This window comes from Shewanella atlantica (genome assembly GCF_003966265.1).
GTDB classification, from domain to species: Bacteria; Pseudomonadota; Gammaproteobacteria; order Enterobacterales; family Shewanellaceae; genus Shewanella; species Shewanella atlantica.
Genome location: NZ_RXNV01000004.1, coordinates 211,036 through 236,581, shown reverse-complemented (window position 1 = coordinate 236,581; position 25,546 = coordinate 211,036). Strand labels below are relative to the sequence as shown.

Annotated in this window: 19 protein-coding genes; 12 read left to right on the top strand and 7 right to left on the bottom strand. The window is 48.6% G+C overall.

The window, feature by feature from the left end; translation table 11 throughout:
* Positions 1 to 233 precede the first annotated feature (233 nt).
* Complete coding sequence (locus tag EKG39_RS12290; RefSeq protein ID WP_126506039.1) at positions 234 to 785, top strand: GNAT family N-acetyltransferase; 552 nt, start codon at positions 234 to 236, stop codon at positions 783 to 785.
* On the opposite strand, the gene EKG39_RS12285 is transcribed toward EKG39_RS12290, so the two are convergent.
* A complete protein-coding gene (locus EKG39_RS12285) occupies positions 778 to 3,201 on the bottom strand; it encodes a spermidine synthase family protein (RefSeq protein ID WP_126506038.1) in 2,424 nt (807 codons plus the stop codon). The two genes, EKG39_RS12290 and EKG39_RS12285, sit on opposite strands and share 8 nt — an antisense overlap.
* Entirely contained in the window at positions 3,201 to 3,935 is a 735-nt protein-coding gene (locus tag EKG39_RS12280; RefSeq protein ID WP_126506037.1) for a protein-L-isoaspartate(D-aspartate) O-methyltransferase, read from the bottom strand. Before EKG39_RS12280 ends, EKG39_RS12285 begins: the two co-directional genes overlap by 1 nt.
* A 244-nt stretch (positions 3,936 to 4,179) precedes the next feature.
* Here EKG39_RS12280 and EKG39_RS12275 point away from each other — a divergent pair, with 244 nt between their 5' ends.
* The 6 genes from EKG39_RS12275 to EKG39_RS12250 all read left to right on the top strand — a co-directional run bounded on the left by EKG39_RS12275 (position 4,180) and on the right by EKG39_RS12250 (position 9,764).
* On the top strand, positions 4,180 to 4,857 hold the full coding sequence (locus EKG39_RS12275) for a DUF4386 family protein (protein ID WP_126506036.1): 678 nt from the start codon (positions 4,180 to 4,182) through the stop codon (positions 4,855 to 4,857).
* 105 nt (positions 4,858 to 4,962) lie between these two features.
* A complete protein-coding gene (locus EKG39_RS12270; protein ID WP_185817588.1) occupies positions 4,963 to 6,426 on the top strand; it encodes a DUF885 domain-containing protein in 1,464 nt (487 codons plus the stop codon).
* A gap of 190 nt (positions 6,427 to 6,616) precedes the next feature.
* Positions 6,617 to 7,000 (top strand): VOC family protein, encoded by a 384-nt coding sequence (locus EKG39_RS12265; protein WP_126506034.1) that lies wholly within the window; start codon positions 6,617 to 6,619, stop codon positions 6,998 to 7,000.
* A gap of 58 nt (positions 7,001 to 7,058) precedes the next feature.
* Positions 7,059 to 7,499, top strand: a complete 441-nt coding sequence (locus EKG39_RS12260; protein WP_126506033.1) for a GyrI-like domain-containing protein — start codon at positions 7,059 to 7,061, stop codon at positions 7,497 to 7,499.
* Positions 7,500 to 7,610: 111 nt separating this feature from the next.
* Complete coding sequence (locus EKG39_RS12255) at positions 7,611 to 8,300, top strand: helix-turn-helix transcriptional regulator (RefSeq protein WP_126506032.1); 690 nt, start codon at positions 7,611 to 7,613, stop codon at positions 8,298 to 8,300.
* Positions 8,301 to 8,420: 120 nt separating this feature from the next.
* Positions 8,421 to 9,764 (top strand): beta-propeller fold lactonase family protein, encoded by a 1,344-nt coding sequence (locus EKG39_RS12250; protein WP_126506031.1) that lies wholly within the window; start codon positions 8,421 to 8,423, stop codon positions 9,762 to 9,764.
* A 105-nt stretch (positions 9,765 to 9,869) separates the two neighbouring features.
* Here EKG39_RS12250 and EKG39_RS12245 read toward each other — a convergent pair whose 3' ends face one another.
* From EKG39_RS12245 to bioA, 5 genes are all read right to left on the bottom strand, one after another.
* Positions 9,870 to 11,942, bottom strand: coding sequence for a methyl-accepting chemotaxis protein (locus EKG39_RS12245; RefSeq protein WP_126506030.1), 2,073 nt, complete (start codon positions 11,940 to 11,942; stop codon positions 9,870 to 9,872).
* Between the two features lie 501 nt (positions 11,943 to 12,443).
* Positions 12,444 to 14,096, bottom strand: a complete 1,653-nt coding sequence (gene panP / locus EKG39_RS12240) for a pyridoxal-dependent aspartate 1-decarboxylase PanP (RefSeq protein ID WP_126506029.1) — start codon at positions 14,094 to 14,096, stop codon at positions 12,444 to 12,446.
* Between the two features lie 193 nt (positions 14,097 to 14,289).
* A complete protein-coding gene (locus EKG39_RS12235) occupies positions 14,290 to 15,489 on the bottom strand; it encodes a glycerate kinase (protein WP_126506028.1) in 1,200 nt (399 codons plus the stop codon).
* A 126-nt stretch (positions 15,490 to 15,615) separates the two neighbouring features.
* The gene (locus tag EKG39_RS12230) at positions 15,616 to 16,974 is read right to left on the bottom strand and encodes a GntP family permease (RefSeq protein WP_126506027.1); all 1,359 of its coding nucleotides are present in this window, start codon (positions 16,972 to 16,974) and stop codon (positions 15,616 to 15,618) included.
* A 493-nt stretch (positions 16,975 to 17,467) separates the two neighbouring features.
* The gene (gene bioA / locus EKG39_RS12225) at positions 17,468 to 18,835 is read right to left on the bottom strand and encodes an adenosylmethionine--8-amino-7-oxononanoate transaminase (protein WP_126506026.1); all 1,368 of its coding nucleotides are present in this window, start codon (positions 18,833 to 18,835) and stop codon (positions 17,468 to 17,470) included.
* A gap of 110 nt (positions 18,836 to 18,945) precedes the next feature.
* On the opposite strand from bioA, the gene bioB reads away from it, so the two are divergent.
* The 5 genes from bioB (at position 18,946) to EKG39_RS12200 (ending at position 25,474) form a co-directional block, all read left to right on the top strand.
* A complete protein-coding gene (bioB, locus tag EKG39_RS12220) occupies positions 18,946 to 20,022 on the top strand; it encodes a biotin synthase BioB (RefSeq protein WP_126506025.1) in 1,077 nt (358 codons plus the stop codon).
* A 116-nt stretch (positions 20,023 to 20,138) separates the two neighbouring features.
* Positions 20,139 to 21,317, top strand: a complete 1,179-nt coding sequence (locus EKG39_RS12215) for an 8-amino-7-oxononanoate synthase (RefSeq protein ID WP_126506106.1) — start codon at positions 20,139 to 20,141, stop codon at positions 21,315 to 21,317.
* Between the two features lie 150 nt (positions 21,318 to 21,467).
* The gene (locus EKG39_RS12210; protein WP_126506024.1) at positions 21,468 to 22,268 is read left to right on the top strand and encodes a methyltransferase domain-containing protein; all 801 of its coding nucleotides are present in this window, start codon (positions 21,468 to 21,470) and stop codon (positions 22,266 to 22,268) included.
* Between the two features lie 13 nt (positions 22,269 to 22,281).
* Positions 22,282 to 22,959, top strand: coding sequence for a dethiobiotin synthase (gene bioD / locus EKG39_RS12205; protein ID WP_185817593.1), 678 nt, complete (start codon positions 22,282 to 22,284; stop codon positions 22,957 to 22,959).
* 517 nt (positions 22,960 to 23,476) lie between these two features.
* A complete protein-coding gene (locus tag EKG39_RS12200) occupies positions 23,477 to 25,474 on the top strand; it encodes a bifunctional metallophosphatase/5'-nucleotidase (RefSeq protein WP_126506022.1) in 1,998 nt (665 codons plus the stop codon).
* The last annotated feature ends 72 nt before the right edge of the window (positions 25,475 to 25,546 follow it).

Sequence of the window (25,546 nt, the reverse complement as noted above, 5' to 3'; positions counted from 1 at the left end):
TTATAAGGCGTTGAAAAAAGAATGGTATTCAACGTCGTCCCTTCGTAGACGAATGCGGCCTCGCCCCTGAGGCCTAGTCACCAGTTGCCTGTCGAAGAACTAATATCAAGCTTGAACCTATAGACGGGTCAAATGAAGATCAATATTTTTATAAGAATTTTGTCAGCGGCTGCCGTTACCTATGACTATGGGCAAAGGCCAGAATACTCATAACTGGCTCACAAGGAGAGGGGATGGAAGCGAAAACTGAAGAATCAAAAATAGAAACTGAAACCGAGCGACTAGTGCTCAGACGGTTTTCTTTAGGTGATGTTGCCGGTTTTTTTGACCTGAACCTTGACCCGCAAGTGCTTAAATATACAGGGGATAAGCCGTTTAAAAATCACATCGAAGTATGTAGGTTTATTCGGAACTATGAACAATATGAAAAGTTTGGCTTTGGTCGTTGGTCTGTTTATCTGAAAAGTTCCAATGAATATATTGGCTTTTGTGGGCTTAGACGGTCAACTGAAACCGGTGAGGTGGATATCGGTTTTAGATTGATGCAAAGATTCTGGCATCGGGGCTATGCGTTCGAGTCAGCAAAAGCTGCATTGGAGTTAGCATTTAATCGCTATGGCGTCGACAGGGTCATCGCCAGAGCCATGAAGGATAACCAGGCGTCCCACCTGTTGATTCAGAAGCTGGGCATGCAACTTGATTCGAGTTTCACTGAGTCGGGTGAGGAGTGGCTGAAATATGAACTTCATAAAGATGTTTGGTTGCGAAATTACAGTCTCAAGTGATTCTAACAGCTTGACTCTTCCCGCTTCTGGCATTTTTCGAACAAAGTGCCGCCAACAGGTAAAATGCCGCCGCGCACAGCATAATGGATGGGATGCCTGAACTAAGGGCAAGTCCGGCCGCGGCAATGGAGGTGAGCACCGAGGCACATCCGTTCATCGCCCAGGCGTAGGCCCGCTGAAGAGGTGTTGTGAGTAGACTGCGCATCCCAAGGGCGAACGGCACTCCCATTAAGATGCCCGGTAAAAGCAGTAAAAGTAGGGCAGATAGATAGCGAAGGATTTCCGGTAAGCCCAGAAGGTAATCGAGGATCTGCTCCATAAAGATAACAATCCCAAGGAGCATCGGACATAGACCCGCAAGAGAGTAGATAACGGCATTTCTCCCCATTTTCTGAGACCACCACCCACCGATCCCGGAAGAGAGTAAAATACCGGCCAGTACGAGGGTAAAGCTGACCACTGGGTTGGAGAAAAGCAGGATATAGGCCTTGATAAAATAGATCTCCACGAACATAAAGCCCGCCCCGATGGAGAAGAAATAGAGCTTCTGTGCTACAGGAACCTTCTCTTTTTTCCCTTTGTTCAGGAGTCTGGGCAGAAGTAACAACAGGGCCGCGACGACCAGTGCCTCGAAAAAGACCACGGCAACGACGACCTCGCCTGAAAGAAGCATCGAATAGGGTCGGCTTCCCATGCTCCGGTATAGATCCCCCAACCTGTCCCACTTGATATAGCGGCCGGGAAATGGCCGGTCGTCATCCTGGGGTGCCGTATCCAGCAGATAACCCTCGAAAAATTGGTTTTCTCTTTTTTCACTGTAATGCCGGGTCAGCCGATCGACGGCAAGGTAATGATGGGGGAGCTCGGAAATATTGAAGCGATTGGCAAGGGAAGCCTGCATATCCCGGATATAGACAATATCGAAATTTAGCTTTTCAGCAAAGTTGATCGGAATATCTCTATCTTGAATAGGATTTTTGCCGATGATCAGTGTGAAGATCCCCCAGTTTCTTAATAGAACGAGGTGATGCTGCGGATTTTCTTCGCCGCGATCCCGCAGAACCTGCATTGCCGTGGAAAAAAGACGGATCGAATCGGAAGGAGGAAGAAGGAGTTTGCGCGAAATAATGATTAGCCCCTTTTCCGAAAGGTGGTCCAGATACCCCTCGAAGGCCTGCGTGGTGAAAAGATACTCCTGGCTGAGCGCCGCCGAGCCGGGGAGGGATGTCCCCCAGTTTTCCAGATGGATGATGTCGTATTTTCTCTGGGATTGTTTGAGAAATATGCGAGGGTTCTCGGCTATTGTGGGCAGCTTGTAATGCTCCCCTAAGGCTCGGGCTATATTTGGGCTCTCATGAATAACGGATAGTTCCGGGACTCCGGCGGCAAGGGCTGCAGGTATGCTTGTTCCTCCGCCCTTCAGGATCAGAAGTGCGCTTTTGGGGGCCGTTACAAGCTTGTAGCCTACCGTCGGTAAGGTGAAATCCGCAAACCCGAACGTCTCTGGCTTGCCCTCTTCTCCATAAAGAACCAGCTGTTCGTCTCCGTCACGGAAAATAGATCTCTGCACCGGCTGGCTCCCCTGGTATTTGAGGCTGAGTCCCGGTGCGTAACGGATATAGGGGCTGGTTGCGGTTTCTATTCTGCCGGTTACGCTGCTCACCGACGAGTTGACAGCCGAGTGGGGAAACTGCAGAAGCTGGCTGAGTGATTTATAGGGTGAAGGGGTGACAGATACCAGTGCGTCTCCCCATGGGGTGAGAAGCAGAGCCGCAGCCAGTCCAATAGCGCAGACACTTATCAGGGGGAAAATCATAGTCCGGATTCGAGAGCGGCGCCCGATATTTTTTTTACTCTTTATAACAGCGGCAGCAGCCAGATAACACAAAGGGAGTAGCGCAAGGATTATAACGAGTTTTCCCTCTCCGATAAAAGGCAGAAACAGAGAAGGGATAACTGCACCCAGAGCCGAGCCAGCCATACTGGCAAAGTAGGTTATGCCAGTTTTTTCCGGCTGCTGCAGATAAGCTGCCAGCACAATAAAACCTGCGAAAAAAAATGGAATAGCCAGAAGCGTATAGCTGATAAACAGGTAAAAGGCCTGAATCGACTCCAGTGAAAGCCTGAAGTAGTCAAGAGGGAGCTTGTTTAGAATAATAAAGGAGATAAGTGTAGAGCAGCTGTAGAGAAGCACTAAAGTCGATGTCGATTCCGCTGCGGCAAAGCGATTTATCCACTCTTTCTTTCTTGAATCGAGAATGCTCAACAATGTGCCGCTGGCGGCAAAGCCGAAAAGCGCTATGCTGATCACCATAAAAGAGAGGTGGTTCCACTGGCTGATCGAGAAGATCCTTGCCAGAAGTACCTCGAAGGCGAGAGAGTAGAGGGATACAAGGAAGACGGCCGCGAGAAGCATTACTTTTCCCCGGAGTCCTTCAATGCATGTCCGGTCATGGGAACAAAGAGCACGCCGGATATCTGCCAAACCCTATAGTCATCCCCCTTTCTGGTGACCAGCACCAGGTTCTGATAGCTGAAGGGATTTCCCAGGGGAAGCACCAGTCGCCCTCCGTCTTTGAGTTGCGCCAGAAGGGGCGGAGGGACGTGATCCACGGCGGCGGTGATCATAATAGCATCGAAGGGCGCCTCCTTATTCCAGCCGAAGTAGCCGTCGCCGCAGCGGGACTCAACATTTGCATAACCTTGTGAGTCCAGAAGCTTGCCGGCCTTAGTGCAGAGTTTCTCCTTGATCTCGATGGTGAACACCTCTTTGGCGACTTGGGAAAGTACCGCCGCCTGGTATCCTGAGCCGGTGCCAATCTCGAGCACTCTTTCACTGCCGGTGAGTTCGAGTAGTTCTGTCATCAGGGCAACAATATAGGGTTGTGAAATGGTCTGTCCTTCACCGATCGGCAGGGGGGAGTCAGTATAGGCTTTGAAAACCAGTAGGTCCGGTACAAAGAGGTGTCTGGGAATTGCTTTCATTGCCGCCAGCACTCTCTTGTCTGTAATGTCGCGTGTGCTGAGCTGATTTTGCACCATCTTCTCTCTGGCGCGGAGATATTTTTCGGAGTCACCCGCGGGTAATGCCGCAATGCTCTGTTGTCCGAATATGATAAGGGTAATAAACAGAAAAAGTAATTTACCCATAGCGCACTCCCTACAGGGTTATGACATAACCCAATCACTATTGAGTATAGGAAGAATAAACGTTTAATAGAAAGGTTCGCCGCTTGTTACTCTGTTGATGGTTCAAAGCAGGAGTTTTATTCGCCGAAATAGGGCTAGAGTCACCGGGACTTGAGGCATTAGGTTTTGTTACATATAGATAAAGGTGTAAAACATAAATAAGTGTTAGCTTAGATAGGTTTTCAAATCATAAGGAAATTGAGTGATGAATAGCCTACAGAAGATAGGGGGCGTTGCAGCACTTTTCGAGGCTGCTATTTATATATCGGCTTTTGTGTTTTTTGGTGCGGTATGGGAATTTCCCGCGGATGCGAATGCAGTACAACAGTTTACTTTTCTGGCTGAAAACCAACTTATCCTGTCTCTGCTTAATCTGGCTATGTACGTTCTATTTGGAATTTTTCTGGCTGTACTGGTCTTAGCGCTGTATCAACGGGTTAAAGACAAGGCCCCGGCGCTTTCACAGCTAGCTTCGATATTTGGCATCGTTTGGGTGGGTTTAGTAATTGCCAGTGGAATGATCGCAAATATCGGCTTAGGAGTGGCGATTGAGATCTCTGCTGATGATCCGAAACAAGCTATGACTATCTGGTTGGTCATTAACACGCTGGTCGAGGCTCTGGGTGGCGGAAATGAAATTGTTGGCGGGCTCTGGGTACTCCTGTTGAGTATTGCGGCACTAAGAGCCAATGAGTTTCCTAAGATGCTTAACTACCTTGGCGTGTTTGTTGGTCTGGCCGGTATTCTCACTATCTATCCAGCCGAGATACTGACAGAGGTTTTTGGCTTAGGCCAGATCCTGTGGTTCGCCTGGTTGGGAGTGCATATGTTAGTCAAGTCCCCGGCGCTCCCAGAGGCCAGTGTCGTTGAGCCGGCCCGGTAAATGCTGCTTTAAATTGGTGCTATCTTTCACTACAACTAAAACCGTCTGCCAGCATTTGGCTCAATGATTAGCAGGCCGCTGGTGAATACAAGAGGATGTATGCAAGTGAAGGGATTTTTAAGCTGTTTAATGGCTTTACTTATCATGTTTTGTACAAGTGTACAGGGTAAGCAACTTGTAGCGGATAGTGGTTTTGCCGCGCAAGCGCTTAAAAGCTGCAATACAGATTTACGTTACCTTAATCAGGTTATCGGTTGGCAAGTTAAGTGGCCCAGGCAGTGGCAAAACACCATAACGACCGGACCCGATGCCGCCAGTGAGGCTATCACTACCTGGTCTGAAACCCCCGAAGCATTAACGCTGGCTATAGAGAGGTTACGCTTAGGCATCGCCTCTGAAGAGACTGCGCCGCGTGCGGTAGCTGTTCGTGTTCAGCAACAAGTTCACGATCTTTTGTCTGCTCTCACCAGTGAGAATTCTAAATACACCTTCAAGAATGTAAAACATAAAAATGCGCAACAATGGAATGCGCTGATAACAGAAAATATTGCGCCGGCAGTTTCAGCATTTGAGAAGTTTCTTCATAACGAATATCTTCCTGTAACTGTTATGGAACCAGGACTTTCTAAGCTAAAAGGGGGGGACAAATGCTTCTTAGATGCAGTGAGCTGGTGGACCAGCCTAAGCCTATCTCAGGATGAAATTGAAGAGGTCGGTAGGCGATTCCTCAATGAGTCACGCACTCAATTGCTGGCGACTGGAAATAAAGGCGATACGGTAGCAAGCATTCTCACAGATCTGCGTAATCAAACAGTGGCTAATCAAACTACAGCTAAAGAGTTGATTTCCATCTCAGAGATGGCGCTGGCCCGAGCGCAAAATAAAAGCTTGTTGTCATTTTCGAAACGAACGGAAAAAGAATTTATTGTCAGTGAAATGCCGAAATACATGCAAGCTTCCGCTCCAGCAGGTTATTACGGTAGGGCACAAGGCAATGCGCCAGCCCGCTATATCATCAATTCATCGAGACCTCATGAGCGGCGGCTAATGGCTGAGGTGATCGCTTTTCATGAAGGTATACCCGGGCACCACTTATGGTTGACATACCCCCGGGATAATCCATCCAAGGGTTATAATGCCGGTATTCTTGAAGGTTGGGCACTCTACTCTGAATATCTGGCCGATGAAATGAATCTCTACTCCTCAACGTACGACAGACAAGGCATGATCACCAAACATCTTTGGACCGCGAGTCGTCTCATTGTTGAGCCCGGCCTTCACTTGCGATCTTGGTCGCGTGAGGATGCTATTCGATTCATGTTGGACAATACGGTGATGTCTCGTACCGAGGTTGAAATTGAAGTCGACCGCTATATTGCCATGCCAGGTCAATCGCTTAGCTATATGCTTGGTGCTGATCTGATCTTGTCCGAACGCAAGCGAGCGAATGATATTATGGGCGATGCATTTGATATTGCTGCATTTCATGATGTAATCCTAGAACCGGGCGTGCGCCCACTGCCTGAAGTTCGTGAAAATATTAGAGCCTGGGTCCAGCTGGGTAAGTAAATGAAAGGCACTACAAAGTCAGTAATGACGCATTGACGCAGTATCAGGGAGCATCCATCTCATTAGCATAATTTTTGTTATTTGACTTAGTTTCTACCGACTTACTATTTTGAAACCCTACTGACACTATGCTGTCAGTAGGGCGCGCGTATTCTTGTTGGTGAGTTATTCATTCAACAAGGAGAGCATTATGTTACAACAAGCACCTTTGGTCTGGGGCGAGATAGCCGTCGACAATATGGACCGCGCCGTCAATTTCTACGAGACCCATTTTAATGTGAGTTTTTCTCGCGAGACCATGGATGGCATGGAGATGGCCATATTGGAAACCGAAGAGAGGGAAGCGGCCAGTATTGGCTTAGTTAAGCATGAGATGATGAAGCCCGGCACCGACGGCAGCCTTCTTTATCTGCATCTCAGCGATAAGTTGACTCCACTGGTTGAGAAGCTCCATATGGCTGAGGTTAATGTGCTACTGCCCGTAACCCCGATTAAAGGGGGGGAGTGTGGCTTTATGAGTATCTTTATCGACAGCGAAGGCAATAAGGTGGGATTGTGGTCTAAGCTTGGCTAACGCTGATTTACATGAGTATGTAAGAGTCTTAGTCACAACAAACAGGGAAACATAATCGATGGAACGTATTCACAAAAGCGCCCAGGGGCTATCAGGGCTCATCACCCGGACCAATAATGCTGCAGAAACAGAAGCTGAAACCGCCAAAATTGGCCCGTTATGGCAGCAGTACTTTGCCGAGAATAACGGCCATTTAACACAAGGTAAGCCTATGTATGGCGTCTACCATGATTATCAGTCTGATATGAATGGAGATTATTCTGTGCTGGTTGGAACCCTGGCGGAACCGGATGATATGTGTGATATCCGCTTAGCCGAAGGGGATTATCTGAAGTTCAGCGGCAGTGGGAAAATGCCGGATTGTGTGGTTGAGCAATGGACAGAAATCTGGCGATACTTCAGCTCACCCGAGTGTCGGCATCAACGTAGTTATCTGACCGATTATGAAGTTTACCCGGATACCACTGGAGTGGATATTTACATCGGTATTATAGGCTAGTCATATTTTTCTATAAATAACCAAAGCTATGAGCCAGGTTTAATCTCAGATTGAACTTGGCTCTCTTGTTTGGGAAGATGAGAGCGCTTTAAGTGCCCCTAAAGGATGACAATGCGCCGCGCCGATAGATTATTTCAAATCGTACAAATCTTAAGACATCGAAGGCTCACGACTGCCAAGGAGTTGGCAGAGCGATTAGAGGTCTCGACACGGACCATTTACCGTGACGTACAAGACTTGTGTCTGAGCGGTATTCCCATCGAAGGGGAGGCGGGTGTGGGATATCTGTTGCGCCAAGAGGTGAGTGTTCCACCTTTGATGTTTAATGAGATCGAGCTCGAAGCGATACAAGTCGGGATGCGTATGGTGCAGGCGCGGGGCGGAAAAGAGTTAGCCAGCGCAGCCAGACAAGCGATGATTAAAGTGGAGGCCGTGTTGCCGACGCGTTTGCAGGAATACCAATCTTTGATGTTTGCCCCCGACTTCTATATCGACAGTGATGAATTTAAATTCTTGGATCTGCTTCGCAAAACCTCCAGAGAGCGGGAGTACCTGCAGATGGATTATAAAGATGCTAAAGAGGCGGTGACCCGGCGTGAGTTACGCCCTCTGGCTATCTATTTTTGGAAAGGAATGTGGACCCTGCTTGCCTGGTGCGAGTTGCGCAACGATTTTCGAAACTTCAGGGTAGACCGGATAGCCTGCTTGACTCCTTTGGGGCGTCATTTCAGTCTTACGCCCGGCCAGGAGATGCATGACTACATCGAGTTGATGGAAGGCGAGTATGGCAGTCGAAACTGAGGTGTATGCTCACTTCGCCGGAATTATCTCATCGATTTATCGGGTAACAGAGCCCTTTGGGCGTTATTGACTAATAATGAATAGAATCGATTGTGAAACTATCTGAAAGGAGATGGGTTTATGCCATCAGTAAAGTTAATACTTCGCCTGTCGGCTTTGCTGGCGTGCGCCTCACTCCTGGGTTGTGCTGCTCCCCGCGAAGCAAGTTCAGATAACAAGCTCACTGCGACTATAGCTACGACTACGGCTGTGACAGTTATGCAGGTATTGACTGATAACGAGGCGGGCGTCGACGGGCTGGATAACCCAAGGGCTGTAAAAATTTCCCCAGATGGCACTTATGCCGTCGTTGCCAGTGGAGACGATAATTCACTGGCTATCTTCGACATTAATGATGATTTCAGCCTGAGCTTTAATCGGGTATTTAAAAACAATACCCATGGTGTTAGCGGTCTGGAAGGTGCTTCGCAGATCGCTTTTCTCCCCGGCAGTAACAAGTTTTTTGTCGCCAGCTTTTATGATAGTGCGCTGGTGGTGTTCGAGCGCGATGAAGATAATGAATATAGGTTCAAGCGCAGGGTGAGTGACGGGCTGAGTATTGAACGTATCTTTAACAGTACTGAGCCCCTTGGGGCTTTAGATACCCTGGGGTTATTAGGGGCCTGGGATGTGGTCGTATCTGATGATGGTCAACAGCTATTTATTGCCAGCTATAAGAGTAATGCGCTCTCAGTATTTGAAACATCAGTCTTTGACGCATCAGAGCCCGGCGTATCAGGGGGCGATAATCATTCAGATGACAGTGTGCTTGTTAATCGCGTCGAGGGAGGGGAGCTTGGGTTAGGTGGCGCCGTTGGCCTGGCCTTGTCTGGTGATAACACCTTGCTTGCTGTCACAGGTTTTGATGAACATATGCTGACACTATATAACCGCACAACGGATGGTGATCTGGAGTTAAGTCAGACGTTGAGAGGAGGGGATACGGGGATCCCTCAGTTGGTTAACCCACAAGTCGTTAAGTTTTCGCCCGGTGGTCATTACATCTATGTCGCCTGCGCTGGCAGTGACGCTATAGTGGTATTTAAAAGAGATAAAATCGGCGGAGAAACGGCAAAGTATGCCCTGTTTCAGACTCTAACCAATGAGCAACTCGGCGGTGGGTTGAAAGGTGCCGGCAGTTTGGCTATCTCACCGGATGGACTCCGTATTTTCGTTGCCGGCGAGGCGGATACCGGTGTCATCGTGTTGAGAAAAGAAAGTGACGGCCGGTTAAGGCTTGAGTCGAAACTCCTTACTACTGACCTGATCATTTCAAGCTTGGCCATTGATGACAGTATCCTTGCTAATTTTTTACAGGGGATATCGTCGCTTCAGCTCTCAAAAGACGGCCAATATTTGCTGGTGACATCTGCAAAACAGGATTCATTGTCCGTGCTTAAGTTAGAGTCTGGTCCGGAGGATTAATGGCGGATAAGTAAAAAGGAAGAGATCAAATCTCTTCCTTTTCTTTATCTTAAGCATCTGAATATGCTCAAACCCCTGATATCAGTGCACAGGGGCTTAGCCCTGCTAGGCCAGTTTAAACTTACTCACGAGCGCGGTGAGCTGCTCGTTAGCCGCAGCCAGATTCTGAGTACTCTCAGCAGCTTCAACACCGTTTTGCGAGAGCTCCTGTACCGTTGCCTGAATCGTACACATGTTGCGGTTGATCTCTTCGGTAACCGAGCTTTGCTCTTCGGATGCAGTGGCGATCTGCGAACTGAGGTCGTTAATCAGAACCACAGAGTCAGACATGATATCTAAACTCTCGGTGACCCTTGAGGTTTTCTCTGCCGCTTCCTGGCAACTCCTCTTCGTGGCATCCATAACTTCAACTGCGCTAGCCGCATCTTGAGTTAAACGGGATAAGATGGTGTCAATCTCTGCCGTACTGTCCTGAGTTCGCGCCGCAAGAGTGCGCACTTCATCGGCGACCACAGCGAAGCCACGCCCCTGTTCTCCGGCTCGGGCAGCCTCGATTGCCGCATTGAGCGCCAGCAAGTTCGTCTGATCGGCGATACCACCAATTACGCCGAGCACAGATACAATCTGCTGAGTATTGGTATTCATGGTGTGGATGCGAGTCGATGCTTCATCGACCTCATTGACTAACGCCATTACACTGCTGGAAGCATCGGAGACGATCTCTTTCGCAGCCATGGCTTCTTCGTTAGCACTTTGTGTGTTCGATGCCGTTTGAACCGCGCTCTGTGCCACGGTATCGGCAGTTGAACTCATCTCTGTGATGGCGGTAACAGCCAGCTCGGTCTCAGACGAGTGGGTGTTCAGGGCGACGTTATTGCGCTCAGATTGTGCGTTAAGCTGCAAGATATCATCGGTGATCTGCACCGTGGCCTGAGAGATATCCAACATCATAGACTGCAGGTAGCCGATGAAATTATTGACCGACTGGCTGATGTCACCCACCTCATCATGAGAGTGGATATCCAGACGAGAGGTCAGGTCGGCTTCACCGGTCGACAGGGTATCGATTCTATCTTTAAGTATCACCAACTCTTTGATGATGCGGCTGACGACCCACACTGATATAGCTAGTGCAAAGATGAATAGCACGGCGGCAAAGGTTATGCTTTCAATGACCTTCTCGGTAAAAATCTCTTCGGTAGCATTGGTCAGGCCTTCCTGGATCTCGGTGACATCGCTCAGGTAAGCACCCGTACCGATAATCCATCCCCATTCGGGCAGAATGCGGCGCACATAACCAATCTTCTGCTCGGTCTTACCTGTTTGCGGGTTTTCAAACTCCATGCGTACAAACGCATCATCTTTACCCCTGAGGCTGGCTACAGACTGCTTGGTGCTCTTTAGTGTTTTGCCGACGACCTCCTGCTTAGGATGCGCTAGAATCTTCCCTTGATTGTCCTGGATCCAGAAGTAACCATTCTTGCCGTACTTAGAGGCGGTAATATTTTTAAGTACCTGGTCGATTTTGTCCTGCTTCAAGGTGCTGACATATTCACCTGTGGCAACGACCAGGTTCATCGGCTTGAAATAGAAGGAGGCTGAGATCTTCTCCTCAACCTTGCCCGATGTCTCGTTGAGGAAGTAGTAGCTGGTAAAACCAACCTCCTGGCGTTTCGCTGCACTGACAATATCACGGCCGTAATAATTGCCCTTCTTGTCAGTCGAATCTTTCTCATTTTTGCCTATGTAGCTTTTATGAGCACCATTGGCCACATTCACTATTGAGTCGGCATCATAGGCGAAGATATAACGTCCATTATCCCATCGATATTCGTTGATGAAGGCATAAATTGCTATTTTAGCTTCTTCATGTGAGGCGCTGCTGTTGTAGATATTCTTGATAGTGTCGGTGAACGTTGTCAGCTCGGCTTGTAAGGCCAATTTGATGTTCGTGACTTTAGATTGTTCATACAGCCCGGATATAGATAGGGTAATACTGTCTACCTGACCCTTAAGCTTATCGTTGACCAGTTCTTCAACTTTATCGGTAACATTTATTTCCTGCTCTTCGAGCACCGCAAGTTCGGTGTTTATCATGTTAGTGATAAAAAAAGCACTGATAGCTAATAGTGCAACGCTAACCGTTGCAATGAGTTTTACCTTTATGGTCATTTTCATTGTGTCTTCTGCCCCCACAGTTTTGACTGGCGAAAATAAAAAAAAGCAGTGGATTCTATCGATCTGTTTCGGGTTGCACAATTAGTGAGTTCTGTATCTGTGATGTGTGAACTTGTTATTTGTGTGATGGGTAATTGTGATACTGGCTTTATTGTTAACATATTGTTGTAATAGGACTTTGTGCAGCAATTGCTTAAGTAGTTGAGCTTGGTTTACACCGCATTAGAAGGATGAGCTTTGAATATCCGGAATGTGTAGAAAGGGAGATTAGTAAAGGGGCTTCTGCCAAAGAGTCGAGATATTTTAGCATCGGCTGCAACTCAAATTTTCTTCGATTAACCGGCTTGACTGTGTGGTGGTGTGAAAAGCATAAATGAGTTTACGTTAAAGAGATGAATGGACGACGTGAATTGGCGAATAGATGCCGTATAGCTAAGCTTTATACAGGCACATCATCTTACTTTAAAGTCGATGAGTGCCTGTAGGGGAGCTGTCTGTGTATTAGGTTTTTGCCAGTTCCAACAACTGGGGCAGGAATTTCTTATCTTGTGAGGCGATTTGCGTCTGTTCGACGAGTACCTGCTGCAGAATTTCATCGGTCGTCAACGGGTTTGCCAGCACGACACGAAATACCACAGACTTCAGATCGACACCTAAGTCATGGTTGTTTTCAGGATTAATACGGGTACGGGAGACGAAGGAGGTGCCTTGCTCACGCTGACGTTTCTGCACAAACTTAGTTAATCCATCGAGCAGACGATTAAACTGCAATAACCTCTCAATATCACCATCGGCTCTCGCTTGTTGCATAGCCTCTTGTACAGCCTGTGGCACATAGCGGTAGGTTAGCAGACACAGCTCTGGCTCTGATACCAGTTCAAAGTTGTCTGTTGTCTTGATTAACTCGGCAAAGTAACGGGCTTTTTCCAGACTGTTATTGATCAGTATCTCGTAGCCGTCTCGACCGATGATCTGCAAGCAGGCATGAACTAACATCGCCATACCCGGACGAGATCCCTCCAGGGTCTGGCTACCTAAGTCTTTAGAGCCTTTACGAAGAATGTATTCGGCGTGATGCTTGATGGCGTTGGCGAAGGTCGGATCTTTAAAGATCACCATGCCGGCGCCCATTGGCACATACATCTGTTTATGGGCATCTATGGTTACTGAGTCGGCGCGTTCTATGCCTTTAAGCAGGTGACGGTATTTCTTGGATAGCAAGGATGCGCCGCCCCAGGCCGCATCGACATGGAAGTGACAGTTCAGTTCTTCAGCCAATGTGGCCAGCTTATCTAAGGGGTCGATGTTACCTGTCTCTGTCGTGCCGGCTACGCCCACTATCGCCATGACCTTGATATTGTCACGCTCTAGCGCCTTAGCCGTGATACGCATCTTATCCACATCAACCCGATTGTCGTTGGTGGTTGGGATCTGAATGATGTTTTCCCGGCCAATGCCGAGTAGATCGGCGGTTTTACTCAAAGAGTAGTGGCCACGCTCGGAAACCATAATGGCTAAATCGTTGTAACCATAATGGCGTAGTCCCTTCATCAATCCTTGTGCGGCGATGCCTTTAAAGTCACCATCGGCTTTTAACAGTTGGTTACGGGCGGTCCACAACGCTGTGATGTTAGCCACGGTTCCGCCGGAGCAAAATGCGCCGAGGGAGACGTTTGCACTGTGCATCCAGCTTTTATAAAACGCTTCACTCTCATCATAAATGAGGTGATGCATCATGCCCAAAACCTGACGCTCGAGTGGCGTAAAGGCCTTCGAGGTTTCAATTTTAACCAGGTTTTGATTGAGTCCCACCATCATCTTGGACAGGGGCAAAACAAAATAGGGCAGCGCCGAGGTCATATGGCCGATGAAGCTGGGGGCCGAGGTGTGCACCGAGTGCGCCACTAAGGTTTTCATCATCTCATCGGCATAATCAGAGACAAACTTAGGCGCTGCGGGGATCTGATGTTCCTGAAAGTCGCGTTCGATCTCGGTCAATGGCTTTTCGACCGCAACCACGCTCTCTTGCAAGAATCCCATTAAGTTTTGCGAGATATTTTGTTCAATGACGCTCAGGGTTGAACCCGGGGCTTCGGGGATAGTGAAAATACGCAGTAACGCCTCTTCGGAAGCTTTTGCTTGTCTTGCTGTCATCGGGGTGTCGTCTCTTACCTGGCGTGTCTTTTCTATAGACGTATCTATCGAATGCCGAATACCAAAATGGGAAGTCACTTTACTTTATGATTTATAGCGCATCAAGGGGAAAAGTGAAATCCATTTCATCTTCTGCTAGGGGGAGTAATATTGTTAGTGAATTCCTCTTATTGAGGAGGGGCATTATTTACGGTTAATCTTTCAAGTTTATGGCGTACAGGGCCGCAATATTTCTAGAGCAGGTGTACAGGTTATGTTTGGCATTGGCCAGCACATCTTCTAAGGGCATGGCCCTGGGCGTGATAGAGAATATGGCTTTTATGCCATGCTCCAGAAGCACGTTGGCATCATCACTGACACAACCTGCGATGGCGATGACAGGGATATTTTGTTCATTGGCTGCGCGGGTGACGCCCATAGGGGTTTTACCGTGCAAGGTTTGACTATCGAGTCGTCCTTCACCTGTGATCACTAAGTCGGCGCCATGGAGCTTCTCATCCAGATTAACGGTTTGCATAACGATGTCGATACCGGGTTTGAGTGACGCATTAAGAAAAGCCATGACGCCGAGTCCCATGCCGCCGGCAGCGCCAGCCCCAGGAATGTGTCGTCTGTCGGTTATGCCGGACTGTGCAATCACATCTGCATATTGAGACAGTGCATTATCTAAAGTGACGACCATCTCTGGTGTGGCGCCCTTTTGCGGGCCGAAAACAGTGGTGGCTCCCTTGTCGCCACACAGTGGATTATTAACATCGCAAGCGACCTCAAATTCACACTGTTCAATCAAGGGATGGCGGTCGGTGAGATCTATGCTGTGAAGTTTACTCAGTGCAGCGCCGCCCACGCTAAGCACCTTATTATCAGAGTCCAGAAGATGTATGCCCAGCGCCTGAGCCATACCGGCACCACCGTCGTTAGTGGCACTGCCACCTAAACCGATTAAAATGCGTTGAATGCCGCGGTTGAGGGCATCACAGATAAGTTCTCCCGTGCCATAGCTGGTGGTTATCTCTGGATCTCTGTGTTCGGCACCGACATGGTGCAGACCCGAAGCGGAGGCCATCTCTATAATGGCGGTTCTCTTACGGTTTGAAGTACTGATATCTGAATTGTCACTATCCAGAATGCCACTTCCTAATACGCCACTGCCCAGAATACCATAGTGTGCTTTAACCCGGTTGCCCAAGGGGCCGGTAACCTCGAGTTCGATGATCTCCCCCTGTGTCGCGTCCACCATAGATTGTACCGTGCCCTCTCCACCATCGGCAACGGGCACCTTGATGAATTCGGCGTCGGGCATGACCGACCTGAAGCCGCGTTCAATCTCATTGGCCACTTCCATCGCACTCAGGCTTTCTTTAAATGAATCGGGGGCGATAACTATTTTCATTGGCGTTCCTATCACGAGCTTTTGTATTGATATCGAAAAAGTGGGGAGTATGTAAGCCGTTTCTGAATACCGGTAATGGGCATTCAGAAACTAAGCTTTTAGTTTAATATAAGTTTAATAAACGAGTTACAGGAGTACCAAGCTTAGAATATACACTAATGTCATGGCCGTCAGACCCTGAATGAGTGTAGCCATGGTTTGTGCCTTGTATGCCTGTTTAACGCTCATGCGACTGAACTGAGTCACAACCCAGAAGAAACTGTCATTGGCGTGCGATACCGTCATCGCGCCCGCGCCGATAGCCATCACAGTCAGTACGCGCCCCATATCACTGGCAAGGCCGATATCACCTAACATAGGTGCGACGAGCGCAGAGGTCGCGACCAGTGCAACGGTTGATGAACCCTGAGCCGATTTTAGCGCTGCCGCCACGATGAATGGCATAAAGATACCGATACCCAGTGCCGACAGAGAGGTGCCCAGGAAGGTACCAATATCTGTTGCCTTAAGAACTGCGCCGAATGCGCCACCTGCACCCGTGATCAACAGGATTGGAGCGGCAACAACAAGCCCCTGGCTGATGCGCTCGCTGAACTCTTTGACTTTATCATGACTCTTAAGCAATGAAAGCGACAGGAACAGACCAATCATCAAGGCATTAACGGGTTGGCCTAAGAAAGCCAGAACATCGAACAAGATGCCATCACCCAAAGGCGAGGTCGGGAAGTTGGCGATTGAGCCCAGACAGATGAGAAGAATAGGGATGAAGATTGGGGCAAAGGCACGCTTAGCACTCGGTAGTACCCCGTATGTCTCCTTCAATTTTTCGAAGTCTTCGACATTACTCTTAAGTTCCTCAGCGCCTTCACCATCGGGCTCGGTATTTGCGAAGCGGTTAGCCCAAAGTGTACCTGCCAACGCGGCAATGGCCGCAACAAAGACACCGACGAAGATAACCAAGCCTAAGTTTGACTCCAGGCCTAAGTTACCTGCCGCTGCAATAGGGCCGGGTGTCGGAGGCACGAAGGTGTGAGTGGCATACAAACCGGTTGCCAGCGCGACACTCATAGAGACGCTAGATACCTGCATGCGGTTTGCCATCGATTGTTTAAGTGAGTTGAGGATCACAAACCCCGAGTCACAAAATACCGGGATAGAGACCAGGTAGCCGATGATAGACATGGTGAGTGTCGGGAAGCGTTTTCCCAGCACCTTAATCACCACATCAGCCATGGTGATGGCGGCGCCACTTTTTTCTAAAATCGTACCAATAATCGTACCTAGCACGATGACCAGACCAATATAGCCCAGAATGCCACCAAAACCTGAGGTGATGGTTTTGGCGATACTTGCGCTTGGCAGACCGTAGGCGAAGGCGGTCATAAATGACGCCAGAATTAAGGTTAAAAACGGATGTAGTTTGAATTTTGAAGTAGCGATGACAATGAAAAGAATCACTGCCAACAGAATGATAACTTGGCTCATAGGGTGTCCCTGTTATTGGGTATTATTAGTTATTAGCCATGATGCGGGGCAAGAGTGGAACATTGAATCAAGTTCAACACAGACGCTTTTCCCAAGGGTATTTCAGGCTTGGGCCATTATCCTGTGATATGTACAATCTGGCTTCGTGTCGGGTCACGGAAATACCGATTATATCGACATGATTTTTGTGCGGATGCACAAAAAAACTTTTAGCTGCTCACAAATTGTGATCCAGGTTGGGCTTTTTTACAGTTGGTTTGTTTGTGGTAAGCTGGAGTTATTGCTCTAGTTTGGAGGGGACTGTTCTGCCAACCGTCAATATGAAATTTAAGCTTTGAGTGTCGCCGCTGGGGAATTCAGAACTCATAGTTAGGCGTTGAAAGAGAAGTAGAAGAACATTATAACTGTGGGTCACGCTGCCACTTTTAAAAGCAGCACTATCAAGAGGTGGATAAAGCCAGATGGGTCTGTCATCTGGCTTTATCGCTATGCTTCAGCCGTGGCTGATAAAGCCTGTCTCTTTATTGCCGGCAGTTATCCCTTTGGCAACGCGTTTCATCGCCGACGTCAGCTTGGTGAGCTGAGCCGAAGTGATAACGAAAGGCGGCATGATATAGATTAGGTTGGAAAAAGGTCTGATCCATACACCAAGGTCGACAAACTCCTGTTGAAGCTCGGCGGTGTTCACCGTCGAGTTCATCTCGATAACGCCGATGGCGCCCAATACCCGGACATCTTTGACCTCTTGATAATCGATGGCGTCCTTGAGCTCTATCTTCATCTGACGTTCGATGTGCCTTACCTGATCTTGCCAATCACCCTGGGCGAGGAGATCCAGGCTTGCACAGGCGGCGGCGCAGGCCAGCGGATTGCCCATAAACGTAGGCCCATGCATGAATACACCGGCAGGAGAGTCGCTGATCCCTTGTGCTACCTCATCACTGCACATGGTCACGGCGAGTGAGATATACCCCCCCGTCAGGGCCTTACCCACACAGAGGATGTCGGCTTCTACGCTCTGTCCATCAATGGTGGAATGTTCGTAGGCAAACAGTTTTCCGGTGCGGCCAAAGCCGGTCGCTATCTCATCGAGAATAAGTAAGACGTTGAACTCATCACAAAGTTTACGAAGTTCGACAAGATACTGCGGGCTATAGAAGCGCATGCCGCCGGCACCCTGAAGAATCGGCTCTATGATCACGGCGGCGATTTCACTGTGCTGAGAAATGAGCTTAGCGCGCATCTCATCGAGATCGTGACTTAATAGTGGCTCGTCAAACCCGCTTTGAGGCGCGGAGACAAATTCATGTTGAGTGACGCTGTCACCAAACATAGTGTGCATGCCCCCCTCGGGATCGCACACACTCATAGCGGCGAAGGTATCACCATGGTAGCCACATTTGACGGTAAGGATGCGCTGCTTTTGAGGCTGGTTTCTGCCTTGCCAATATTGCAGCGCCATCTTAAGTGCCACCTCTACGGCAATAGACCCCGAATCGGCCAAAAAGACTTTAGTCAGGTTGGGGCTGGTGATACCAACAAGTTTCTTAGATAGCTCGACAGCCGGCTGGTGGGTGATCCCACCAAACATCACATGGCTTAGGGTACTGAGTTGCTGCTGCATCGTATCGAGAATGGCCGGATGGCTGTAGCCATGTACGCAGGCCCACCAGGAGCTGGTGCCATCGACTAAGACTTTACCGTCGTCGAGTGTGAGCTCGCAGCCCTTTGCCGAGACAACGCCGAAAGTGGGCAGTGCCTGGGTCATCGAGGTATAGGGGTGCCAGATATGTTGTTTATCAAATTCAAAGTCAATAGGTGAGGTTTCGGGCTGATTTTTTTGCAAATTAGCATCGTTCATATTTTAACCGTTAGTAAACCTGTTTATCTGGTTGGCGTTGACAGATTACGACCTACAGGTATCCTAGGCAACATAAAAAAGAAATATATTGAGTGAGAAGGGTAAGTTAAATGTCTGATATACAGCTACGCCACGATTGGAAGCGTGATGAAATTGAAGCACTCTTTGCTTTACCTATGAATGATCTGCTGTTTAAGGCGCATTCATTACATCGTCAGGTTTTTGATCCTAACGAAGTTCAGATCAGCCGACTGCTATCGATTAAAACCGGTGCCTGCCCGGAAGATTGTAAATATTGCCCCCAAAGTGCCCGTTATGATACCGGCCTTGAGAAAGAGCGCCTGATTGAGATCGAAAAGGTGCTGACCGAGGCCCGTAGTGCCAAAGCCGCCGGGGCCTCACGCTTCTGTATGGGGGCGGCATGGCGTAACCCCCACGCTCGTGATATGCCCTATCTGAAAGATATGGTGAGTGAAGTTAAGGCGATGGGCATGGAAACCTGTATGACATTGGGGATGTTGTCAGGCAGCCAGGCAGAAGAGCTGGCCGAGGCCGGACTCGATTACTACAACCATAACTTAGATACCTCGCCTGAGTATTACGGCGACATCATCACTACCCGCACCTATCAGGACAGGCTTGATACCCTTTCCAATGTTCGCGCCGCAGGCATGAAAGTCTGCTCCGGCGGGATCGTCGGCATGGGGGAGCAGGCGAGTGATCGTGCCGGTCTGCTGCAGCAGCTGGCCAATATGGAACAGCATCCGGATTCCGTTCCTATCAACATGTTAGTTAAGGTGGCCGGGACACCATTTGAGAACTTAGACGATCTCGACCCTCTCGAGTTTGTTCGTACCATCGCCGTGGCTCGAATCATTATGCCTCTTTCCCGGGTACGCCTGTCAGCAGGTCGTGAGAAGATGACCGATGAGATGCAGGCCATGTGTTTCTTTGCCGGTGCTAACTCTATCTTCTATGGCTGTAAGCTCCTTACGACCAATAACCCTGAAGAGAATGAAGATATGACCCTGTTTAAGCGCCTGGGTTTGCACCCGGAGCAGGGTAAATATGCCACCGTAGAAGATGATAAAGAGGTGATGGCCAAGGCGAGCGCCAAGGCGAGCGCCAAGGCTAATGCCATTAAGGATAAGCAAACTGGTGCATTTTATGACGCCGGCGCACTCTAATTACTGTGATAAAAAAAGCTGTGGCTAAAGAGGCTGTGATAAAAAAAGCTGTGGTTAAAGAGGCTGGGGTTAAAAAGGCAGGGGCTGAATCTGTGTCTGATGTTAGCGGTGAATCTATGCTTCAAAAACACTCTCTGTCCGACAAGATAGCGAAGCAACAGGCCGAGCTTAACTATGCCGGCCTGTTAAGGCGCAGACAGGCCTTATCGCCCACAGAGGGGGAGTCGGTAGATTTCTCCTTGAATGGCAGGCACTACCTCAATTTCAGCAGCAATGATTACCTTGGCTTGTCTCAGGCGCCGCAACTGCTGGATTCACTGAATAGTGGTGCCAAAAAATATGGTGTCGGCAGCGGCTCTTCCCCATTAGTTACGGGGTATAGCGAGGCACACGCGAGCTTAGAGCGAGCGCTCTGCCAAGTTACCGGGCATGAATCGGGGCTGTTGTTCTGTTCAGGCTTCAGCGCTAACTCAGCATTGATGAAAACCTTGTTCGGTCATGGTGATACTGTGATAGCCGATAAATTGGTTCATGCTTCGATTATCGATGGCTTAACCGACAGCAAGGCGACATTTAAACGTTTTCTGCATAACGATATGCAAAGTGCTGATCGACTCATAGCTAAATATTCTCCCCAGGCCGTTATCACCGAGAGCATATTCAGCATGGATGGCGATATGGCGCCGCTTGAGGCGCTATCAAGCTCTTGCAAACGAGATAATACCTGGTTGATTGTCGATGATGCTCATGGTTTTGGCATTCAAGCTGCCCTTGACAATTATGTTCCTGTCAGCGCCGAACTTGCCGATGTGCAGGTGGTGACTTTCGGTAAGGCTCTGGGTTGTCAGGGGGCTGCGATTCTGGGCAATCAGGCGTTAATCGACTTCTTAGTCGCTAACGCCAGGGATTATATCTACTCGACGGCGCTTTCTCCGGCTAATGCCTGTGTCGCCTTGGCGGCGGTAGAGTTGGCTCAGAGCTCTGATACTCGTGCACTCACTCTTGCGGATAACATCGAATACTTTAAACGAGCTTGCTCGCAGGCAAACATCACGTTGACAGAGTCGATGACCCCCATTCAACCGCTGATCATAGGTGATGTGGATAAAACGGTGTCGGTAGCTCAGCAGTTAAAGGAATCCGGGATCTGGGTCGGTGCGATACGCCCGCCAACTGTGCCTAAGGGCAGCGCCCGATTACGGATAACCATTACGGCGCTGCACACACATGATGAGATCGACAGGCTCGTCAGCGCCTTGACTCTGGCTTTAGGTGTGGCTTCAGATCAGGCCTAGGCCAAGCTTTAGATAAATACTTTTAGCCAGAAGCATTTTAGCCAAATATTTTTAGAGAAATACTTTAGATTAATAACAGACAGCTGCATGACAGTAAAATGAATGAGCTTTGAATTAATAATAGTTGTATGAAAGTGAGCGTGTAGATTGATGAAACCCGAAGTAGTGAATCATGGGAAAACACGGATAGTCGATAACAGCGTGATCGCTGAGCGGTTCTCTGCCGCGGCTAAAACCTATCACAGGCATAACTGTTTGCAACAACTCTCCCGTGATGCCCTGTTTAATGGCATAAAACCCACCGGAACCTTACTCGATATCGGAGCGGGGCCGGGCACAGATTTCAGTCAGTTTGCAGATGTCTCCTCTGTGATAGCGTTAGATATTGCCGAAGGTATGCTTGAACAGCTTAAGAAAACCTACCCTAACTATGAGACGCTATGTGCCGACGCTAAATCGATTCCACTGCCTGAAAACAGTATTGACAGTGTGTATTCAAACTTGGCCCTGCAGTGGTGCGATGACCTGTCGCAGTCCTTTCACAGCACCGCGAAGGTTCTTAAACCATCGGGAGAGTACCATCTGGCCATGGTGGCACAGGGGAGCCTCCCTGAGTTGACGCAGCTAGGATTCAGGGCCAATGAGTTCCGTGCTTTGCCTGAGATAAGCTCACAGTTCGATGCACAAGAGTGGCAAGTTTTCTCGTCCACTCTTGAGCCTATGACGGTCTACTTCGATGATCTCAAGAGTTTACTCTACTCTATCAAGGGGGTCGGGGCTTCAATTCATGCCGATGCCAAAGTGAGTAGTCAGTCCAGGTCTATGGTCAATCATGGTATACGTGGGCGAGGCGACTGGGTGAAGCTCATCGAGCAAGCGGAACGTTTAAGAACGCCACAAGGTATCCCCTTGACCTATCAGATAGCGCTCATTCGTGCAGTAAAACGATAAAAGGTAAATCATGATCTACTTTGTTACGGGTACCGATACCGACTGCGGTAAAACATTTATCAGTGCGGCGCTGCTTAACCGCGCCAAAGAGAGCGGGGTTCATACCCTGGGACTTAAGCCGATTGCCTCCGGTTGTGAAATAACTGAACATGGCCTCAGAAACAGTGATGCCTTGAGTCTAATGGCTGAGTCGACTATCGAGCTGGATTACATTGCGGTTAACCCGGTGTCATTTGAACCGGCGATCGCCCCGCACATTGCCGCCAGCCAAATCGGCATCGATATCTCTCCCGAGTCGATACTCAAGCGATTGAATGCTGTACTGGAAAGCCGGGATACAAGTGAGCTGTGTATCATCGAAGGCGCGGGGGGCTGGCGCTTACCCTTAGGCGAAGGACGTTATCTGTCAGAAGTGGTGAAGCTCCTTTCTGTGCCTGTGATCTTAGTGGTTGGGGTTAAACTTGGTTGCCTGAATCATGCCGTGCTGACACAGGAAGCCATCAAAGCCGACGGGTTAGAGATAGCGGGCTGGGTTGCCAACATTGTCGATGGCGACACCAGCTGTCTCGAGGAGAACCTGGATAGCTTGCAGTCATTGATGAGTGCGCCCTGTTTAGGTGTAGTGCCTCATCTGCAGGATTTGAGCGTAGAGACAGCCGCAAGTTATCTGAGTGTCGACTCTCTGATATAAGCTCATCGAGGGCCTCTATACCATATCTATCCCCCCTCTGTGACAGCCCCGGTGCAAGCTTCGTTCATCAAAAGTTCAAAAGGCATACCTCCATCCCATTAGGTTGTTAATAACATTAACACTGCTGAGATAAAACGTTGAATAGTTATAGTGTGATGGAGTTTGCTGGATAGAATTCGTTATATATTTATCATTTTTGCGATACGGCTAGTGAATAATGAACAAATTAATTGTTACCAAATCAGCTGTTGAAATCCTTTATTAGAAAAACCAGAAAACATTTATATATCATTTAAATATATCAAATTTGTTTTTATTTCTGTTTGATTTTAAAAAATCAATTCATCGATACTAAATATCACTTATGTTGCGTCGAGTTAATTGTTTGTGGCTTTCTTTGTGTGCTTGCTGTTACGGACATTATGTTTAAGTTGCTGGTTGTTAAGCTTTTTTGTTGTAGCTCACTCTTTTTTATTCTGATATTTTCATTTCGGGTCTTAATAAAGAAGAAATAACAATGAAACTACAGAAAACGATATTAGCTGTTGCTTTACTTACTGCACTATCTGCGTGTTCAAGTGACGATGATGACAATAATGCGGCATTTAGCCTTACTATTGCACATGTCAACGATACTCACTCCAACTTCGATCCGGTTAAATCCAGTTTCTCCATGGGAGAAGAGGGAGATGTCGTGTTTAACGAGTTTGGCGGCTACCCAAGGGTGCTCGAGGCTGCCAACGACATAAAGGAAGATGCGGCAGAGGCTAAAGAGCCGTTGCTATTCCTGCACGGTGGAGACGCTTGGCAGGGCACCGCCTATTTTAAACTAAATGATGGTATGGCCAATGCCGATCTGCTGTCGCAGATGGGCATAGATGCGATGGCGCTGGGTAACCATGAGTTCGATCTGGATACCACTAAGCTGGCTTCCTTTATCGATGCCGTAAACTTCCCTCTGCTAGCTAATAACATGAATGCAGACAACGATCCTGCACTCAGTGGTTTGTCTAACCTTTTACCTTATCAGTTGTTTGCATTTGACGGGGCCGTTAAACGTAGAATTGCTATGATCGGCGATGCAACGGCGAGTGAGCAAGTGGTAGCCGTCGTTGGTGTCGTGCTCGAAGATATGCCTACGATTGCCACCGGCACCGGTGAGGCGACATTCTCAAGTGAGATTGAAACCACTCAAAAGACGGTCGATCAGCTAAAAGAGAAAGGGGTTAACAAGGTTATCGTATTGTCTCATATCGGCAATGCGCGCGATGTTGAGCTGGCGGCCGGTACAACGGGTATCGATGTGATCGTCGGTGGCCACTCACATACGCTGCTGGGTGACTTTACCGAGCTTGGACATGGAGATAACGGTCAGTATGCTCAGCTTGTTACCCAAAAAGATGAAGTGGGTAAGACCTGTATCGTTCAGGCCGGACAATATGCACAAGCCATAGGTCAGGCGAGTGTAAGCTTCGATGATAAGGGTGAACTGCTGACATGTAATGGGCACAACACCTTACTGTCTAATGAAACCTATTACAGCGATGCCATGCGTGAATCTGACAGTTTACTGACAGGCGATGCCCATCAAAAGGTTGAGAACTTTATCGATTCGAGTAAGCAGATCGATGATGTTGATGAAGATGTCGCGCTTCGAGCGCATATCGACGCGACCTATAAGCCAGAGGTTGAAAAGGCTTATGGTGAAGTGGTAGCCACAGTTACTGAAGATATTATTCATGAGCGCCGCCCGGGTGACAAGGGCACCGATATGCACGGCTCTGATGTCGCACCATTGATCGGTGAAGGCATGGTTTACTGGGCTAATCAGGAGGGCGTTAAGTCGGTAACCGGTAAGACTGTTCAAATTGGTCTCGTTGGCGCCGGAGGTGTCAGAACCAATATCGATGCCGGTGAGTTCAGAGAGGGCAACGCAAGTCTCGAGATGCTTCCCTTTGCTAACTACCTTTCAGTCTTGACCATTAATGGTGTCGTGCTCAAAGATCTGTTAACTAGCACCATAGACGCGACCCTTCCTGAAGGTAGCCATGCCGGTAAATTCCCCTATGTAGGCGGCATGCGTTACACCTTCACCGAAGATGTGAAACAGCAAAGCGGTCATATCAGTCAGCTGGAGTTAAATACCGGCACCGAAACTGAGCCAAGCTGGGAAGCGATTCAAGACTCGGGTGAATATGTCGTTATCGTTAATAACTATAATGCCAGTGGTAACGATGGCTGGAATGCCCTGGGTGAGGCGCAGCTTACATCGACCGATCGCGTCGACATAGTGATAAGTGGCGATAACTACAAGGCTTACGCGGTCGATCACCTGACCTTCGATGATGGCAGTGGTAAATTCAGTGTCGTTTATGAGGGCGCTGCGCCAAGTTGTGATGACGGCGGTGCAGATATCTGTAATACCGATGCACGCTCTTTTATCGATTATGCGGATCATAAGAAGGTACTAGAGACACTTCCATTCGAGTCAACAACGGTGATCTACAAAGACTAAATAGGGTCTGTTTAGTTAAAGTCTAGAAAGCGCATTCATCGAATGCGCTTTTTTCTTTTCAGTGAATTAATA